Annotated in this window: 12 protein-coding genes and 2 pseudogenes; 9 read left to right on the top strand and 5 right to left on the bottom strand. The window is 70.0% G+C overall.

Features of this window, described 5'->3' with window-relative positions; translation table 11 throughout:
- The first annotated feature begins 777 nt into the window (after positions 1 to 777).
- From AC069T_RS20650 to AC069T_RS20620, 7 genes and pseudogenes are all read left to right on the top strand, one after another.
- Positions 778 to 1,863 (top strand): ABC transporter substrate-binding protein, encoded by a 1,086-nt coding sequence (locus AC069T_RS20650; protein WP_478784131.1) that lies wholly within the window; start codon positions 778 to 780, stop codon positions 1,861 to 1,863.
- A 122-nt stretch (positions 1,864 to 1,985) separates the two neighbouring features.
- On the top strand, positions 1,986 to 3,611 hold the full coding sequence (locus AC069T_RS20645) for a sugar ABC transporter ATP-binding protein (RefSeq protein WP_478784130.1): 1,626 nt from the start codon (positions 1,986 to 1,988) through the stop codon (positions 3,609 to 3,611).
- Positions 3,608 to 4,606: an ABC transporter permease gene (locus tag AC069T_RS20640; RefSeq protein ID WP_478784129.1), complete on the top strand. Its 999-nt coding sequence runs from the start codon at positions 3,608 to 3,610 to the stop codon at positions 4,604 to 4,606. Before AC069T_RS20645 ends, AC069T_RS20640 begins: the two co-directional genes overlap by 4 nt.
- Positions 4,603 to 5,661: an ABC transporter permease gene (locus tag AC069T_RS20635; protein ID WP_478784128.1), complete on the top strand. Its 1,059-nt coding sequence runs from the start codon at positions 4,603 to 4,605 to the stop codon at positions 5,659 to 5,661. Before AC069T_RS20640 ends, AC069T_RS20635 begins: the two co-directional genes overlap by 4 nt.
- Before the next feature lie 143 nt (positions 5,662 to 5,804).
- A complete protein-coding gene (locus AC069T_RS20630; protein WP_478784127.1) occupies positions 5,805 to 6,812 on the top strand; it encodes a LacI family DNA-binding transcriptional regulator in 1,008 nt (335 codons plus the stop codon).
- 63 nt (positions 6,813 to 6,875) lie between these two features.
- Entirely contained in the window at positions 6,876 to 7,955 is a 1,080-nt protein-coding gene (locus AC069T_RS20625; RefSeq protein ID WP_478784126.1) for an aldose epimerase family protein, read from the top strand.
- 88 nt (positions 7,956 to 8,043) lie between these two features.
- Positions 8,044 to 8,235, top strand: a pseudogene (locus AC069T_RS20620) (hypothetical protein); the annotation flags it as partial.
- Here AC069T_RS20620 and AC069T_RS20615 read toward each other — a convergent pair.
- The 3 genes and pseudogenes from AC069T_RS20615 to AC069T_RS20605 form a co-directional block, all read right to left on the bottom strand.
- A pseudogene (locus AC069T_RS20615) lies at positions 8,235 to 8,414 on the bottom strand (hypothetical protein); the annotation flags it as partial. The pseudogenes AC069T_RS20620 and AC069T_RS20615 sit on opposite strands and share 1 nt — an antisense overlap.
- A gap of 60 nt (positions 8,415 to 8,474) precedes the next feature.
- On the bottom strand, positions 8,475 to 9,956 hold the full coding sequence (locus AC069T_RS20610; RefSeq protein WP_478784125.1) for an aminotransferase class I/II-fold pyridoxal phosphate-dependent enzyme: 1,482 nt from the start codon (positions 9,954 to 9,956) through the stop codon (positions 8,475 to 8,477).
- Between the two features lie 26 nt (positions 9,957 to 9,982).
- Positions 9,983 to 10,183, bottom strand: a complete 201-nt coding sequence (locus AC069T_RS20605) for a hypothetical protein (RefSeq protein ID WP_478784124.1) — start codon at positions 10,181 to 10,183, stop codon at positions 9,983 to 9,985.
- On the opposite strand from AC069T_RS20605, the gene AC069T_RS20600 reads away from it, so the two are divergent.
- A complete protein-coding gene (locus tag AC069T_RS20600) occupies positions 10,173 to 10,850 on the top strand; it encodes an ISL3 family transposase (RefSeq protein ID WP_478784123.1) in 678 nt (225 codons plus the stop codon). The two genes, AC069T_RS20605 and AC069T_RS20600, sit on opposite strands and share 11 nt — an antisense overlap.
- Positions 10,851 to 10,852: 2 nt before the next feature.
- Positions 10,853 to 11,494, top strand: coding sequence for a hypothetical protein (locus tag AC069T_RS20595; RefSeq protein ID WP_478784233.1), 642 nt, complete (start codon positions 10,853 to 10,855; stop codon positions 11,492 to 11,494).
- Between the two features lie 306 nt (positions 11,495 to 11,800).
- Here the strand turns inward: AC069T_RS20595 and AC069T_RS20590 are convergent, their stop codons facing one another.
- The gene (locus AC069T_RS20590) at positions 11,801 to 12,736 is read right to left on the bottom strand and encodes a beta/alpha barrel domain-containing protein (RefSeq protein WP_478784122.1); all 936 of its coding nucleotides are present in this window, start codon (positions 12,734 to 12,736) and stop codon (positions 11,801 to 11,803) included.
- A gap of 49 nt (positions 12,737 to 12,785) precedes the next feature.
- Positions 12,786 to 14,402, bottom strand: coding sequence for an AMP-binding protein (locus AC069T_RS20585; protein ID WP_478784121.1), 1,617 nt, complete (start codon positions 14,400 to 14,402; stop codon positions 12,786 to 12,788).
- Positions 14,403 to 14,436 lie beyond the last annotated feature (34 nt).

Genomic DNA, 14,436 nt, shown 5'->3' with positions numbered 1-14,436 from the left:
GCGGGTACGGCCCAGACAGGGGCCGTACCCGCGACGTACAGGGGGCGCGGAGGACCCGGGGAGGGGCGGAAAGTCGTGGGTCCTGGCATCGGGACGGGGAGTACGGGCCCCGGGGCCAGGAATGCGGACCCGAAGCCGGCAAACCGGCCATCGGCACCGGCCGTACCCCGCCCCAGCCCCCGCAACGTCTCGCCCCGGCACGCGCCGAAGCCGTACAGCCCCTCGCCCCACCCCGGCCCCAGGCAGGTACTGAAGCCGTACAGCACCGGACCCCGGACCCGGGCACATACCGGAACCAACCGGACCCAGGCGCGCACCGGAAGGCCGCCCGGGCCCCCGATCCGCACCCGAGCCACCCAACCTCAGTCTGTACCGAAACCGCGCGAAAACCGGCCTGCATCCGAAGCCGCCCCGCCCCCGACCCGCCGCACCGGCGCCCACCGGCCCGCCCGGGCGGCCACGCCTCCCTCCCCACCCGGCGACCCCGTCGGAAATCCTCCGGCCGGGCGCGTCACCGTGCCCCGCCACCACCGCTCGCGACACATTTCGGAAACGCAGCGGCCATCCTCTTGCCACCTGCGCCACCCCGCTTATATAACGTTGTAAACCTAGCCGCGGAGGGGTCGACCGAACCCCCTCGAACCCTCTCGACCGCGCGTTTCCGTCGCAGCCACGCAGCACCGCAGCGGGCTCGCGAGCGCAAATCAGCCACGCCACGCCACGCCACGACCGCACGCCGCACGACGTGCCGTCACCCCGTCAAGGAGCGTTCCGCGCATGATGATCCAGCGTCGATCCCGTACCCTCGCCGCGGCCTGCCTGCTCGCCGCCACCGCCACGCTGGCCGCCTCCGGCTGCTCAAAGTCGGAGACCTCCGAGCCCTCCGGCACCGACAGCAGTCAGGGCGCTCAGGCCGCCAAGAGCCCCGAGGCCACCTCCGGCGACGGATGCAAGCTCGAGACCTACGGCGCGCCGAAGCTGGACCTGAAGAACGCCGTAGTTGGCTTCTCCCAGTCGGAGAAGGAGGCCAACCCGTTCCGTATCGCTGAGACCCAGTCCATCAAGGACGAGGCGAAGAAGATCGGCGTCAAGAAGCTCCTCACCACCAACGCCCAGTCGCAGCTGTCCAAGCAGATCAGCGACATCCAGGACATGCTGTCGCAGGGCGCGCAGTTCCTCATCGTCGCCCCGCTCAACTCCGACGGCCTGGAGCCGGCCCTGAAGGCCGCCGCGGCCAAGAAGGTCCCGGTCCTCACCATCGACCGCAAGGTCAACTCCACGGCATGCAAGGACTACGTCGCCTTCCTCGGCTCCGACTTCGTCGAGCAGGGCAAGCGCGCCGCCGACGCCATGATCAAGACCACCGGCGGCAAGGGCAAGATAGCCATCCTGCTCGGCGCGTCCGGAAACAACGTCACCACCGACCGTACCAAGGGCTTCGTCGACCAGATCAGGGCCGAGGCCCCGGACATGGAGATCGTCACCCAGCAGACCGGTGAGTTCGCCCGCGACAAGGGCCAGCAGGTCATGGAGCAGATCATCCAGTCCAAGCCGGACATCACGGCCGTCTACGCCGAGAACGACGAGATGGGCCTCGGCGCGGTCACCGCGCTGAAGGCCGCCGGCAAGAAGCCCGGAAAGGACGTCAAGATCGTCTCGATCGACGGCACCCGCAACGCCGTCCAGGCCCTGGCCGACGGCGACTACAACGCGGTCATCGAGTCCAACCCGCGCTTCGGCCCGCTGGCCTTCGCGACCGCGCAAAAGTTCTACGGCGGCGAGGCGATCCCGGAGAACGTCATCATCTCCGACCGCTCCTACGACGCGACCAACGCCAAGGAATCGCTCGGCGGAGCGTACTGATCCCGACCCGTCCCCGCCGGACCCGGGCCCAGGTCCGCGTCCCGCAGGCCGCCGCCGTGGTCGCTCCCCCGCGCCACGGCGGCCGGCCGGCCCCACCCCGGCACACCGGAAGGCCAGCACCCATGGCACCACCCAAAACAGCACCTCAGGCGGCGCAGGCGGTCGCGGCTCCCGCGGGACCCCCCGTCCTCGAAGCGCGCTCGGTGAGCAAGCGGTTCCCCGGCGTCGTCGCGCTGGACGACGTCTCCTTCAGTCTGCGCGCGGGCGAGACCCATGCGCTGGTCGGTGAGAACGGCGCCGGCAAGTCCACCCTGATCAAAGTTCTCACCGGGGTGTACCACCCGGACGACGGGGGCCTGCAGATGGCTGGGGAGGCGGTACGGTTCGCCCGGCCGTTCGAAGCCCAACAGGCCGGTATCTCCACCATCTACCAGGAAGTGAACCTCGTCCCGCTCATGAGCGTGGCGCGCAACATCTTCCTGGGCCGCGAGCCTCGCAACCGCCTGGGACTCATCGACTTCGCCCGGATGCACCGCGAGACCGCCGAACTGCTGGGCGGGTTCGGGGTGTCCGCCGACCCCCGCCGCCCCCTGCGCACCCTGGGCATCGGCACCCAGCAGATGGTCGCCCTGGCCCGTGCGGTGTCCGTCAACGCCCGGGTCGTCGTCATGGACGAACCCACCTCCTCGCTCGAACCACGCGAGGTGGAGACCCTCTTCCGGGTCATCGAGAACCTGCGCGGGCAGGGCATCGCGGTGCTCTACGTGAGCCACCGGATGGACGAGCTCTACCGGATCTGCGACCGCGTCACCGTGCTGCGCGACGGCCGCCACATCCACACCGGCGACCTCGCCGGACTCGACCGGATGCAGCTCGTGTCGATGATGCTCGGCCGCGACATGGCCGAGGTCCGCCGCTCCGGCGTCACCGGCTTCGCCGCCGGCAGCCACGGCACCGCCCGCACCCCCGTGCTCACCGCGACCGGTCTCACCAGCCGCCACGAGCTCCACGACGTCTCGCTGTCGCTGCACGCGGGCGAGGTCCTCGGCCTCGGCGGGCTCCTCGGCTCCGGCCGCAGCGAGACCGCGAAGGCGCTCTCCGGGGCACTGCACCTGGACAGCGGCGAGATCACCGTCGCCGGGACCACCCTGCGCCGGCCCAGCCCGGCCGCAGCCATCCGGGCCGGCATCAGTCTGCTCCCCGAGGACCGCAAGGCCGAGGGCATCATCCCCGGCCTGTCCGTCCGCGAGAACATCGTGCTGGCCGCCATGCCCCGGCTCTCCCGGGCCGGCGTCGTCTCGCGCGCCAGGCAGGACGCGATCGTCGACGTCTTCATGAAGCGCCTGCGCATCAAGGCGTCCAGCCCCGAGCAGAAGGTCGGCGAGCTGTCCGGCGGCAACCAGCAGAAGGTGCTGCTCGCCCGCTGGCTCTGCCTGGAACCGAAGGTCCTGCTCCTCGACGAGCCCACCCGAGGCATCGACGTGGGGGCCAAGGCCGAGGTCCAGACCCTCATAGACGACCTCGCCGAGGAGGGACTGGCCGTCCTGCTCATCTCCTCCGACATCGAGGAACTGATCGAAGGCGCCGACCGGATCGTCGTCCTGCGCGGCGGCTCCGTCGCCGGCGAACTGTCGGGCGACGACGTGGACGAGAGCCGACTGCTCGAAGTGCTGGCCGATCACGCACCGGCGACCCGGGACCCCGCGGACGCGGACGAGGCCCCGGCCGCTCAGAAGGACCTCCGATGACCCAGACCACCACCCCCTCCCCCGCCCTCCCCACCGAGCCGGCGAAGTCCGCCCACCCGCTCGCCCAGCTCCGCAACCCCGCCTGGTACCAGGAGTACGGCGTCTACGTGGCCGTCGCCGTTGTGCTCGTCTTCAACGCAGTCTTCACCGACCACTTCATGACCGCCGACAACTTCCGCACCCAGCTCGTTCAGGTCGCACCCATCGTGATCGTCGCGCTGGGCATGGCCCTGGTCATCGGGACCGAGGGCGTGGACCTGTCCGTCGGCTCGACGATGGCCCTGGCCGCCGCGTTCCTGCCGCTGTACCTCGGATACGGGCTGATCCCCGCCCTCGTCGTCTCCCTGCTCGCGGGCACGGTCGTGGGCGCGGTCAACGGCGCTTTGATCTCGCTGGTCGGGCTGCAACCCATCGTCGCCACCCTCGCCCTGTTCGTCGGCGGCCGCGGGCTGGCGCTGGTCGTGGCCGACGGCCAGCTCAAGCAGATCGTCAACCCCGACCTGCTCTCGCTCGGAACCGGCTCCTTCCTCGGGATCCCGCTGGTCGTGCTGATCGCGGCCGTGCTCGCCGTCGCCGTCGCCTTCCTCGTCCGGCGAACCACCTTCGGACGGCAGATCGTCGCCGTCGGCGGGAACCGGGCCGCCGCCTCCCTCGCGGGGCTGCCCGTCAAGCGCGTCCTGATAGGCGTCTACATCCTGTGCGGCATGCTCGCCGCGCTCGCCGGGGTCCTCGCCACGGCCCGCCTGTCCGCCAGCGACCCCTCCTCGCTGGGCACCCTGATGGAGCTCTCCGCCATCACGGCAGTCGTTGTCGGCGGCACCCCTCTCAACGGCGGTTCCGTCCGCGTGCTCGGCACGGTCGCCGGAGCACTGCTCATGCAGCTGCTGCGCGCGACGCTCATCAAGCACGACCTGCCCGACTCCACCGCACAGATCGCCCAAGCGGCCATCATCATCGCCGCCGTCTACGTCGCCCGGGAGCGTCGGTCCCGATGAACGAAACCACCTCGCCCTACGCGGCCGCCACCACGACCCGCCGCCCGTCCCCCGCACCCGGGGGCAGCCCCTCGCGCCCGGCCCCCGGTCCCAAGCCGTCCTCCAAGGAGCGGGTGGCCGAACTCCTCCAGCGCCAGGGCGTGCTGGCGGTCCTGCTGACCGTCGTGATCATCTCGTCCTTCGTCTACCCCACCTTCGCCACCCTCGACAACACGCGCGGGATAGCCATCCAAGCGTCCTTCCTCGCCGTCGTCGCCCTCGGCATGACCATGGTCATCATCACCGGCGGCATCGACCTCTCGGTCGGCTCGGTCTTCGCCCTCGGCGGCGTCCTGGCGGCCTGGGCCTCGCAGTGGGGGTTCTTCCCCGCCCTCCTCGTCCCCCTGGCGGCGTGCGGCGCGATCGGACTCCTCAACGGCTTCCTGATCGCCCGCGGCAACCTCGCGCCCTTCATCGTCACCCTCGCCACCCTGCTGGCGGCCCGCGGCCTCCTGCTCGCTCTCACCGACGAGGGCGCCACCACGTACCTGGTGGAGAAGAACTCGGCCTTCGCCGACCTGGGCCAGGGCAGCGTCTGGGGCTTCGGCTACCCGATCCTGATCGCCCTGGTGCTCTTCGGCATCGGCGGCCTCGTCCTCCAGCGCACATCCTTCGGACAGACCCTGTTCGCCGTAGGCGGCAGTAGCGACGCCGCCACCCTGATGGGCCTGCCCGTCGCCCGCACCAGGCTCCTCGTCTACACCCTCAGCAGTCTGCTGGCCGGGCTGGCCGGCGCACTCAATGCGGCCCGGCTCTCCTCTGGCGTCACCATCGTAGGCGTGGGCATGGAACTCGACGCCATCTCCGCCGTCGTCATCGGCGGCACGCTGCTCATCGGCGGCGCCGGATCGATCAGCGGCACCCTCTGGGGCGTACTGCTGCTCGCTGTCATCCAGAACCTGATCAACCAGATCGGCTCGCTCAACTCCTCCTACCAGTCAGTGGTCAGCGGCGGATTCCTTATCGTTGTCGTCGTGGCGCAGCGCTACCTGGCGCGCAGCCGCCGAAGTACCTGACGAAACGTCAGTCCGTGCCGGGACCGTCCGCGACGCATCTGTCGCGGCCGGAGCAGCGCGGCCGCGACTGTCCGGGCGCAACAGTCCGGGTCGCGGCAGTCCGTGCCGGCCCGGGGTCCCAACCGATCGAGCCGAGGAGTGCCGTGGGCGTCAGCCTGAAGGACGTCGCGCAGCTGGCGGGCGTGTCCATCAAGACCGTGTCGAACGTGGTCAACAACTACCAGCACGTCACTCCCGCGATGCGCGCCAAGGTGCAGCAGGCGATCGACGAGCTGGGCTACCGGCCGAACCTGACTGCCCGCCATCTGCGCAAGGGCCGCACCGGCATCATCGCCCTTGCCGTCCCCGAGTTCGGCAACCCCTACTTCGCGGAACTGGCGGGGGAGGTGGTCGACGCGGCCGCCCGACACGACTACACCGTCCTGGTCGACCACACCGCCGGCCTGCGGGAGAAGGAGCTCCTGGTCAGCCAGGGGTTCCGGTCCCACGTCATCGACGGCCTGATCCTCAGCCCCATCCACCTGGAGACCGAGGACCTCATGGCGCGCGCCGAGACCGCGCCGCTGGTACTGCTCGGCGAGCGCGAGTACGAGGCCCCGTACGACCACATCGCCATCGACAACGTGGCCGCCTCTCGAGCGGCGGTCCGCCACCTTGTCGAGGGCGGGCACCGCCGGATCGCATTCCTCGGCTCCCGTACCGGCCGCGAACGCCAGCCCGCGCACCTGCGGCTGCGCGGCTGGCGGGAGGAGCTCACGGCGTCGGGCATCACGCCGGACGAGTCGCTGGTCGTGGTCACCGACGGCTACGGCCGCGAGGACGGCGCCACTGCGATGGCGTCCCTGCTCGACCGCGGCGAGCGGCCCGACGCGGTCTTCGCCTACAACGACCTCATCGCCATCGGCGCGATGCGCACCATCACCGCCCGCGGGCTTCGCGTCCCGGCCGACATCGCCGTCGTGGGCTTCGACGACATCGAGGAGGGCCGCTACGGGACTACCACCCTGACCACCGTCTCCCCGGACAAGGCGGCGATCGCCCGACTGGCCGTCGACAGCCTGGTCGAGCGCCTCGCGGGCACACCCGTCGCCGAACCCCGGCGTCCGCGCCCCGGCTACCGCCTCATCGTCCGCGAATCCACCCGCCCCTGACGGCCCCGCCCCGGCAGCCCCATGCCCCCACGCCGGCCGTCCGCTCCTCCGCAAGGATCCCTGATGCCCCGCCCTACCGTGCACCGCAAGCCGTTCGGCTCCGCCCACGGGCGCGCGGAGACCGAGGTCTGGACCCTCGACTCCGGTTGCGGCGTCCGGGCCAAGATACTGACCTACGGGGCTGTCCTGCACGGCCTCATCGTGCCCGACACCGCGGGCGGGGACGCCTCGGTTGTCCTCTCCCTGGCGACGATCGACGATTACACGGGCAAGAACCCCTACCTGGGCGCCGTCGTGGGCCGGTACGCCAACCGGATCGCACACGGCCGCTTCACCCTCGACGGGACAGTGCACCAGGTCCCCGTCAGTGACCGGGGACACGCCCTGCACGGCGGGCCCGACGGCTTCCACACCCGGGTGTGGAAGGCCGCGGCCCACGTCACGGACGAGGGCGCCTCCCTCACGCTGACCCTACGCAGCCCCGACGGGGACATGGGCTTCCCCGGCGCGCTGGACGTGTCCGTCACCTACACGCTCAGCGCATCGGGCACCCTCTCGGCCGACTACACCGCCGTCACCGACCGGCCCACCGTCGTCAACCTCACCAATCACGCCTACTTCGACCTGACCGGCGAGGGCGACGTGCGCGGGCAGCGGTTGCAGGTGGACGGGGAGACGTACCTGCCTGTGGACTCCGAGGGCATCCCGCTCGGGCCACCGGCCGGGGTGCGGGACACGCCGTTCGACCTGACGACCCCGCGGGTCCTGGGCGAGTGCCTCCGGCAGCCGGACGAACAGATGCGCACGGCGGGAGGGTTCGACCACTGCTGGGTGCTTGGCGGTACCGCCGGCCCCGAGGAGGGCGGCCTGCGCCGGGCGGCGCGGCTCGCCACGCCGGGGGCGACCCGGGTCATGGAGGTCTGGACGACCGAGCCGGGCATCCAGGTGTACACGGCGAACCAGCTCGACGGCACGCTCACCGACGGCGCGGGCCGCCCCCACGAGCGGCACGCCGCGGTCTGCCTGGAGACCCAGCATCTGCCCGACTCCCCCAACCGGCCGGACTACCCCAGCACGGTCCTGCGGCCGGGCGAGACCGCGCGCAGCCGGACGGAGTGGCGCTTCCCGCACCTGACCAGGTGACCGGACAGCGGACGCGCGGACCACCGGTCGGAGACGGTCCGCGGAACAGGCCGCAGCGGTCGGGGGCGGCCGAGTCTGGTCAGAGGCTGCCGAAGGCACCGGCCAGAACAAGGTGCTGCGGCTGGCGAGAGCCCTGGAGCACGCCTCCAAGCACCCGATCGCGGCGGCGGTGGCCGCAGCGGATCGGCGCCCTGCCGACACCGGAGGACTTCGCCCACATGCCCGGCCTCGGCGTCCAGGGCGTGGTCGAGGTCACGTGGTCCTGGTGGGCCGGACCAAGTCGCAGATTCGGATGATGCGGTGGGTGCGTGCGGCGGCCAGATCATGAGCGCGGCCCGGCAGGACCGGCGAGATCTGCAGAAGCTCGTCGCGGTCGCGGCGGCGCCGACGCTGGGCACGACCCGGCGGATGCTGCGGGTTTCGGCGATGGAGGCGGTGGGACTCGCAGGCTGACGCACGGGGACCCGCGCCGGGCGGGAGTGGCCCCCGCCCGGCACCGGCGCATGGGCCCGCCACCGGTCAGGCGGGCGGTCCGTCGTTCACCCGTACGCGGATGGTGCGCAGCTCCGGGTCGGCGGCGTCGGGTAGGTTCGCACCCGCCTTCAGGCCGGTGCGGAGGTAGTCGAGTACGGGCTCGGTGAGCCGTTCCCCCGGGAGGACAGCCGGGATGCCGGGCGGGTACGGCGTGATCATCTCCGCCGAGACCCGGCCCGCGGCCCGCTCCAGCGGCACGGGTTCAGCCCGGCCGAAGTACGCGTCCCGGGGGCGCGCCGCCTGTTCCAGCCGCATCCGCGACCCGGACGGTACGACCATGTCCGGTACGCCGGCGGCCAGTTCGCCAGCATGGTCGGCCAGGTCGCGCATGGCGTCCAGCAGCGGGTCGGTGGTAGCGGGCGAGTCGGCGTGGGTGATCTGGGCGCTGATCCGCCGATGGTCGGCGAGGTGCATGTTGATCCCGTGCTTCTCGCGCAGCCAGTCAGCGGCCCGATAGCCCGTCGTGCCGAGACCTGTCACGTCGATGACCACGGGCAGCGGGTCGAAGTCGACGGACAGGCCGCTGCCCACGAAGTCGTCGTGGCCGAGCACCCGAAGGCCGGGGGTCTTCTCGACGGCGGAGCGCACGTCCGACGCCAGCGCCAGGGCCTCGCCGAGCAGCCGCTCGCCGTCCAGGACCATCTGGCGGCGCCAGGCGTCGAGCCCCGCGTAGATGAGCACGGAGGGGCTGGTCGTGCCGAACAGGTCGGCCCGCGATTGGAGGAACTCCGCCTCGATCAGGTCGCCCTGGAGGTGGAACACCGAACCTTGTTCCAGGCCGCTGCCCATCTTGTGGATGCTCGTCACGCACACGTCAGCGCCGGCGTCCATCGCCCAGGACGGCAGCTCGGGATGAAAGGGCAGGTGGGCGCCCCACGCCTCGTCCACGAGGAGGGGCAGCCCGCAGGCGTGCAGGACGTCCGCGATCCGGCCGAGATCGGTGCAGGCGCCGTACGGCGTCGGGCTGGTGACCAGGGCTCCCTTGGCGTCGGGGTGCCGGGCGAGCGCCTCCTCGAAGGCCGCCGCGTCCGGTGCGTGGGCCAGCCGCTGCTCCTCGTCCCACCGCGGGTCGACCCAGACCGGCTGGATGCCGGCGAGGATCAGTCCGGAGATCACCGACTTGTGGGCGTCGCGGCCCACGAGGAGCTTCTCGTTCGGGCCCGCGACCGCGAGCATCGCCGCCTTCACGGAGAGGGAGCTGCCGCAGGTGGTGAAGAAGGTGTGCTCGGCGTGGACCGCGTCCGCCATCAGCTCCTCGGCGCTCTTGAGGACGTTGCCCGTCATGCGCCGGTCGTCGAGGCCGCCGGACGCCAGCAGGTCGGAGCGGTACACCCCCTCTCCGAGGACGGCCCGCGCCTGCGGGTCGGCGCCGCGTCCCTGCTTGTGTCCCGGCGGCGTGAAGGACAGCTCTCCCTGGTCGTGATAGCGCCGCAGCGCGTCGAGCACGGGCGCTCGGGTGTGATCCACGGTGTACGTGCTCCTTCGGCGAGGGGTCAGATGGAGGGGTGCCCCTCGGCGCTCTTCCGATTGGCGGGACGGCTCGGGGTGACGGGATCGCCGGTGCCTTCCGGCGCGCCCTGGGTGGTGTCGGTGTCCTCCTGCTCGCCCAGCTCCTTCACCTCTTCCAGGGCTTCTTCCGTCGCGGTCTGGGTCGGCTTCTTGCGCCCGGTCGGGCGCGGGTCGATGTCGCGCATACCCGCCGGATACCCGGAGATCCACGATCAAGCCCGATCATCCCGCGGGCCGGTGCGGGGCTCGGCCCCTGGACGACCGCTGGAACCAGGGCTGCACCAACGCCTGGAAGGCATGGGAGGAGATCGTGCCACTCGGCTACAAAGGCAGCTACCAGCGAGTTCGCGCCTACTTCCGCACCAAGCGCCTCTCAGCCGACCCGGTCACCGCACCCCCGGCCCTCACCCCGCACCGTCGCCGGCTGGATCCTGCGCCACCCCGACTCCCTCTCCGAGGTCGAAGCTCCGACTCAAGGCCGTCCTGGCCCACTTCCCCGAACTGGAAGCCCTCACCGGACATGTCCGCTCCTTCGCCCAGATCCTCACCGAGCGACAGGGTCAACAGCTGCCCGAGTGGCTCGATGCCGTCCGCCAAGATGACCTGCCCGGTCTCCACACCCTCGCCGCGGGCATCGACCGCGACCGTGACGCCGTCGCTGCCGGCCTCACCCTGCCCTGGAGCTCCGGAGTCGTAGAAGGGCACGTCAACCGCATCAAGATGCTCGAGCGGCAGATGTTCGGCCGCGCCGGCTTGAACCTCCTCCAGAAGCGCGTTCTCTTGGTGTGGGGAGCCCCGGGAGAAATTGCGAAGCGGGCTGAACCGCCCCAGGCGAGAATGACGCGGCTTTGATCGTGAATGCCGTCCTGGAAATCCCAGACACCGTTGACTTCTCTTTCTGGCCGGTGGCTGACCTGCCTCCGTACCAGTTCATGGCTCTGTCGAGCAGTATGTCCCCGCTCGAAGTCGGCAGCGCGCTGGCCATGCTGGCTGACTACAACTCGGGGACAGGTGACGACGATCGCCCTTTGATGGACGCCAGCGAGGCAATTCGCCATCTGCTGGAGACAGACAAAATCATCGCACCAGGAGGGCTGCGCGTCCACGACACCCGTACCAACGTCACCGTCCGGCCGGGATGTTGTTGTGGGCTGGAGGACTGGCGCGAGTGGCTCAACGTCGCAGACGGAGAGACGCTGTGGCTCGGCCATGACCCTTCACCAAGGCTTGAGCATGCCGACGAGGTCGTGCAGCTGTGGCAGGACAGCGTAGACGCTCAGGAAACCCCTTCCGGGCAGCCCATCGAGATCGTGGTGGGTGACCTACCGGGGATCCTGCATACCGTGCAGGAGGGACTGCAAGGCTTTCTCTCTCTGACCAAGCAGTGGGCCATTCGCCATGTTCCGACTCTCGCCGAGGACCTGGCAGCCAGACTCGACGAAGATCTGGCCATCAGTGCACCACTGCCGGGTACCAGTGGCCAACACGCACCGTAACCGCTCACGAAATCTGTGCCGGAGCCCGAATTGGCTCTGGCACAACTTCTGTGGACCTGTGGCAGCGGTTGCCGGCGACCAGATAAGGAGCACACCACACAGCTGATAGCGCCGGGCTCTCGTGAAGAAAGCCAGTTGGCCTTTCCACAGGCGTGGTTCTCCGCCTCAGCCGGAAGGGTGCTGCCGATGTCGGTCTGGTCGCGGCGGGGGAGGTCGTGTGCACTCCTAGGTTGTTACTGGTGCCCGGGCCGGGGGCGGGACAGTAACCCGTACCGAAGGGGTCATGCCTCACTCTGTCCGTACAGGTCATGCCCAGATGACGGCGGGGTGCGGGGTAGTGTCGGCCCTACGGGCGGGTACGGGCCCGACATGCCGGGTGTAGCCAGGGCCGGTCACGCCCAGGAGGGTGTCGAGCCAGGTGGCGGTCTCAATGAGAGCGGGCAGGTTAATGCCGGTATCGATGCCGGTTAGGTGGAGCATGTGTACAACGTCCTCGGTGCAGACCCCGCCGACGCGCGCCTGAGGAGCGGCAGGATGGCCGCCCGAGCCGGCGAGAGCGCAGTCGATGGTGCCGATCTCGAGGCGGGCGAGCTCGGCCACGTCTGCTACGCCCATTCCGCGGCTGTCGTGGACTTGAACGGTGAGGTTGTGCGGGCCCCCGACCCGGGGGGCGACGGACTGGATCATGGTAGTGATGTGTTGTGGCGCTGCGTAGCCGCAGGAGTCGGCCAGGATCCAGTCGTGTATGCCTATGTCGGTTAGCCGGTCGAGTAGGGGGCGGATGTCGTGGGGGCCGCGGGGTGGTCCGGCTGGCCCGCCGAAGGCGGCGATGAGGTAGGTGCCCAGGTGAGTGCCGCTGCCGTCGGCTATCTGCCGCAGGTCGGCGAGTACGGTCAGGGATTCTTCGATGGTGCGGCCGGTGTTCATGCGGGAGAAGTCCTCGTCGACTGACAGCAGGAACCATGCCCGATCCGCGCCCGCGTTGATTGCGCGGCGCAGGCCGCCGGGTCCAGCGACGCAGGCTTCGAGGCTGACCTGGTCGGAACGAGGGATGGCTGCGAAGACTTTCTCCGCGTCGGCGAGGCCGGGGACGAGGTCGGGGTTGACGAAGGAGGAGACCTCGATGGCAGGGAGCCCGGCGGCGATGAGCCGTTCGACGAGTTGGATCTTTTGCGTGGTTGGAGTCAGATGGGTTTGGAAGGCGAGTCGGGGGGCGATGTCGCGAATGCGCACGGAAGCCATCTGCAACTTTCCCTGATGGGGCTGAGGATGCCAGGAGGAACGGCGCTTCTCAGATCTGACGGGTGGGAGAGAGGCCGGCGGCTTGTGCGTCGAAGGTGTCTTCGGTCAGGCCGTCTTGGCGCAAAGTGACTTTGCGGATCTTGCCGGTGGGGGTCCGGGGCAGGCTGGTGGTGAGCCGGTAGTAGCGCGGAACCATGAACCGAGGCAGAGCGGTGTCGCAGTGCCGGTACAAGGCCTGTAGGTCGAAGTTGTCGGGGTCGGTGACATCGAGGACGGCAAGCACCTCGTCCTCGCCGAGTTCGGAATGCACGGCGATGGCGGCGGCGTCGTTGATGCCGGGGAACGTCAGAAGAACTGCTTCCAGGTCCTGTGAGGAGATGTTCTCGCCTCTGCGGCGCAGGGCGTCCTTTTTGCGGTCGACGAAGTAGAAGAAGCCGTCTTGGTCCTGGTAGCCGAGGTCACCGGTGTGCCACCACAAGCCCGTCATGCCCTGCAAGGTGGCGGCCGGGTCGTCGAGGTACTGGGTGAGCATGATGTCGGCTTGCCTTGGCCGGTAGACGATTTCACCGACTGTGTTGGCCGGCAGGGGGGTGCCTTGGTCGTCGTGGATTTCGATGATCGAGGAGGCGGTTGGCTTACCGAGAGAACCGACCTTGCGGCCGTGACGGGGGTTGTAGAGGACGTTTTTGATTTCCGTCTGGCCGTAGCCCTCGATGATGTGTACGCCGAAGCGCTCCTCGAAGGGGTAGAGGACTTCCGGCGGGGCCGGTGCGGCGAAGACCCTGGTGACGGCGTGGTCGCGGTCGGCTGCTGTGGGCGGCTGGGCGAGGAGGATGGGCAGGAGGGGACCGAGAGCGTTGAACTGGGTGGCGCCGCTGGCGCGGATCTCGTCCCAGAAGCCGCTGGCCGAGAAGCGGGGTGACAGGACGAAGGCGGCGCCGGCGTAGAGGGCGGCCAGACCGGAGGCGACCGCGGCGGCGCCGTGGAACATCGGCAGGCAGGAGTAGACCCGGTCACGGGGGGTGAGGTCGAAGGCCACGGCGGCCTCGCGGGCCATGGTCACGGCAGCGAGATGAGGGCTGACGACGCCCTTGCTGTGGCCGGTGGTGCCAGAGGTGTAGGCGATCGAGCAGGCGCTGGCGGGGCCAACCTCGGGGAGGATGGCCGGGCTCTGTCCGAGCGCGAGGAGGTCTTGCCAGGGCAGCAGGTGCAGTCCGGTGTCCGGGACGGTGTCGGGAATGCCGTCGAGGAAGATCACCGTATTGACTGCCTGTGGCCACTCCCCCACCGTCCACAGCGCGTCGGCCAGGGCGGCTTCGGTGATGACTGCCTTGGCGCCGCTGTGGGTTAGCTGTTGCTGGAGGAAGGCGCCCTTGTAGGCCGTGTTGACGGGGACCTGGAGCATGCCCGCGCGGGTGGTGCCGATCCAGCTGCTGAGACATTCGGGACGGTTGCTCAGGAAGGAGGCCGCCGCATCGCCGGGCTGCAGGCCCAGGGCCAGCAGACCGGCTGCGACCTCGGTGGCCTGCTGGTCGATGTCGCGGTAGGTGAACTGCTGGTCCTTGAAGATCAGCGCTAGGTTGCCGGGGGCGGCTGCGGCGCGGGCGGCCAGCAGGCCGCCAATGGTGCCGCCGCCCAGGTCACGCAGGTTGGATGTGCTGCTCACGGGTTCCACCATTCATGTACGGGTGCCACACAAA

This window comes from Streptomyces sp. NPDC043867, from assembly GCF_056435845.1.
The sequence above is the reverse complement of the archived record's forward strand: the minus strand, read 5'-3'. Positions and strand labels throughout refer to the sequence as shown.

Coding starts and splice junctions, on each gene's coding strand:
- AC069T_RS20590 (WP_478784122.1), bottom strand. CDS start 12,736: ATGGCTTCCGTGCGCATTCGCGACATCGCCCCCCGACTCGCCTTCCAA.
- AC069T_RS20640 (WP_478784129.1), top strand. CDS start 3,608: ATGACCCAGACCACCACCCCCTCCCCCGCCCTCCCCACCGAGCCGGCG.
- AC069T_RS20600 (WP_478784123.1), top strand. CDS start 10,173: ATGTCGCGCATACCCGCCGGATACCCGGAGATCCACGATCAAGCCCGA.
- AC069T_RS20605 (WP_478784124.1), bottom strand. CDS start 10,183: ATGCGCGACATCGACCCGCGCCCGACCGGGCGCAAGAAGCCGACCCAG.
- AC069T_RS20650 (WP_478784131.1), top strand. CDS start 778: ATGATGATCCAGCGTCGATCCCGTACCCTCGCCGCGGCCTGCCTGCTC.
- AC069T_RS20635 (WP_478784128.1), top strand. CDS start 4,603: ATGAACGAAACCACCTCGCCCTACGCGGCCGCCACCACGACCCGCCGC.
- AC069T_RS20645 (WP_478784130.1), top strand. CDS start 1,986: ATGGCACCACCCAAAACAGCACCTCAGGCGGCGCAGGCGGTCGCGGCT.
- AC069T_RS20625 (WP_478784126.1), top strand. CDS start 6,876: ATGCCCCGCCCTACCGTGCACCGCAAGCCGTTCGGCTCCGCCCACGGG.